2 protein-coding genes are annotated in these 2,983 nt (G+C 61.0%); both read right to left on the reverse strand.

Features of this window, described 5'->3' with window-relative positions; all coding sequences use genetic code 11:
* A partial coding sequence (locus ACIREA_RS29715; RefSeq protein ID WP_397385943.1) for a response regulator transcription factor occupies window positions 1-298 on the reverse strand: 298 nt, incomplete at its 3' end.
* Window positions 285-2,983 (reverse strand): two-component regulator propeller domain-containing protein (locus ACIREA_RS29720; protein ID WP_397385944.1); only part of this gene is annotated, 2,699 nt, incomplete at its 5' end. The genes ACIREA_RS29720 and ACIREA_RS29715, both read right to left, overlap by 14 nt.

The raw sequence follows: 2,983 nt of genomic DNA on the forward strand, positions 1-2,983 counted from the left end.
ATTCGAACACCGCATTGATGTTGCTCTGAATGGTCAGCATCACCACCAGGGACTGCGGCAGCAGTTCGATCAGCCGGCTCACACATTCCACGCCGTTCATGCCGGGCAGATTGATGTCCATGAAGACCACAGCCGGGTGCAAAGCCGGCAGCACCGTGAGCGCCTCCTCACCCGTCGCGCAGGCCGCGACACAGCGCACGCCCTCCGCGCCGTCGAGAATCTCGCGGATGGAATTTCGCAGGTCTTTGTTGTCCTCGACGACGGCGATGGTGATGGCGTTGGATTCACTGTTGTTCATGAGACTTCGGTGGCGGTGTATGGTTTTCGGTCAGTGGCATGGTGAAGCGCAAAAGCGTGCTGCGTCCGTCCCTGCCGGTCAGGAACTCGCAACGCCCGTGAATGCGGGACATGCGACGGGTCATGTTCGTCAGACCATCGGCACCGGGCGCGGTGGTACCGGCGGCAGACAGTCCCATTCCGTCGTCTTCGATCTCGACAATCACGGCCTCCGGTTCCGGGCGGACGCGCACCGCCACCCGCGTGGCCCCGGCGTGCCGCACCACGTTGTGCAGCGCCTCCTTTGCGGCAAGAAACAAATGATGCCGGGAAACCGAAGAAAGCGTCATGGACGGGAGATCTTCCGGCACCTCCAAACGCACGCGGATGTCGGCCAACTCCAGAAAATCCCGGGCGTAGTTGCTCAAATACTGGACGAAATGTTCCAGCGTGTCGCTAGCCGGATCCACCGCCCAGACGACAGCATCCAACTGGCCTGCCAACGCATGAGTGCTGGCGAGCGCACGGTCCAGATGTCTCTGTGCATTTGCAGGATGATCAAACTCCTGCCGGGCCCGCTCGCACAACAATCCGATCTGGGTGAGATTGGCGCCCATCTCGTCGTGCAGGTCGGCGGCGATGCGGGCGCGTTCCCGTTCCGTGGCCTGCTGCAACTCAAGGCGCTCGATCTGATGCCCGTGGCGGCGCCTCACGCCCGTCAGAATCCCCCATCCTGTCAACCCGGCGGCGGCCAGCGGACCCAGCACCCGGAACCACAGGGACTCCCACCAGTAGGGCTCGGCTGTTAAATCGAGCTTGGCACCGCTGGCGCTCCACACTCCTTCGATGTTGCAGGCGCTCACTTCGAATTGATAGTGACCGGGAGGGATTTGGGCATAGGTGGCGGTGCGCAGGTTTCCGGCCTCCACCCAGTCCTTGTCAACGGGGTGCAGCCGGTACCGGAAGCCGATGGTTTCCGGCTTGGTGAACGACAAGGCGGTGAAGGCGAACTCGACGCGCCGCTGCCCCGGAGCAAGGTTCAGGTGCGCCGTAGTCCGGCCCAATTCGAGCGGCACGAAGGCACTGGAGGGCTCCCGAAAACCACCTGCCTGATAGGCCGCCATCGTTTGACCATTGGCGGTGACCCGCTCGATCACCACGGGTGGCGGTTCCGGGTTCTCTTCGAAATTATCCGCAGACACGGCGGCGATGCCGGACTGCATGGCAAACAACAATCGGCCATCGGTTCCCCGCTGCGCACCCGGCCAGAAGTTGAAGTTTGCCTGCAAGCGCAGCAGCCCATCATTTCGACCGTAGGTCACCGATCTGACCCGCGTGATCCGCCCTACCGCAGTGTCCTCGAGCTCCTTGACCCGCACGCTGAAAATTCCCCGGTTACCCGCAAACCACAATCGTCCGCGCCCATCAGGCAGGATGTTACAAATGTAGTCGTCGTGCAACCCCTGCTCGGTTCGCCACTGGCTGAAACGTCCGGACCTGAGCCGGCCCAATCCCTGACCAGCATAGCCAATCCAGAGGCTGCCATCAGGCGTGCCTAACAGTCCGCGGATTTCACAAGGCTCCGCCAGGGTGGAGGAAGTTACGTCCGTCACGACATCACCATGCATACGCAACAAATGGCGGCCATAAGTCGCCACCCAGCAATCGCCGTCCGCATCGATTGCCAGGGCCATGGCCGACCCGCTGCCCACAGGCAATGGAAATGTTCGGAACTGTCCATTCCTGCGGCATTGTACCACCTCCGCCCCTCTGGGGCCTATCCAAAGCTCTCCAGAAGCCGTCGCCAACAACGCGCCCACTTGATTGGCGGCCAAGCCGTTGCCTTTATCCAGCGTTTCGGTCACCGCGCCATTTTTCCAGTGTTTGATTCCCGCATCGCTCATGCCGATCCATACCCCGCCGTTGGGATCGGCAGCCACGCAACTGCTGCGGAAATCGGACCAACCGTCCTTTTGTGACATCATGATCCATTCCTGCTTTGGACCACCGCTGCGCAGGAGCAGCCCCTCAGGCCAGACGATGGCCCACAAATTCCCGTCCGTGTCCTGACAAAGTGACTGCACGGGCTCAAACTGGCTGGAAGATCCGGTGTTCAGTAATTCGACAACCCGTCGCTTCACCTGGTTCAAACCGCCACCGCGCGTCCCGACCCAGACATTTCCCTCCCGATCTTCCTGCACGGTGAGAATGTTTTGTTGCGACAAGGGCACTGACACACCGCCTTCGGTATCGAACCGAAATAGGCCTGCATTCAATGTGCCCAGCCACAAGCAACCCGTCTGGTCTTCACACATGGACGTGGGAATCACGTCAGCAACCTCCTCTGGCAACGTTCCAAATTTCGTCAGCGAACCGCCTTCGGCAAAGCTCCACAACTGCCGGTCCTGGTATCCCCAAATGCCACCGGCACGGGCACCGAAGATGCGCCGGAGCGGCTTTTGCGCCAGCGGGTGAAACCTGCCCTCGCGAAAAATCCCCACCCAGCCACCCTGGGCAAACCAGATCTGCCCCGCTCCGTCTCTGGCCAACTGGCAGCTACTCTCTCCTGGAAGCCCGTCCGCCGAAGTAAACAACCTAACCGTTCCGTCCTGAATCCGCAAAACCGCGCCGTTGCTGTAACTCACCCACAGCGCATCATGGGAGTCTAACATCATCATTCGCTCCCCAGCATCTGCATCCTTGAATG

It is taken from the genome of Prosthecobacter sp., from assembly GCF_044373815.1.
Classification (GTDB): Bacteria; Verrucomicrobiota; Verrucomicrobiia; order Verrucomicrobiales; family Verrucomicrobiaceae; genus Prosthecobacter.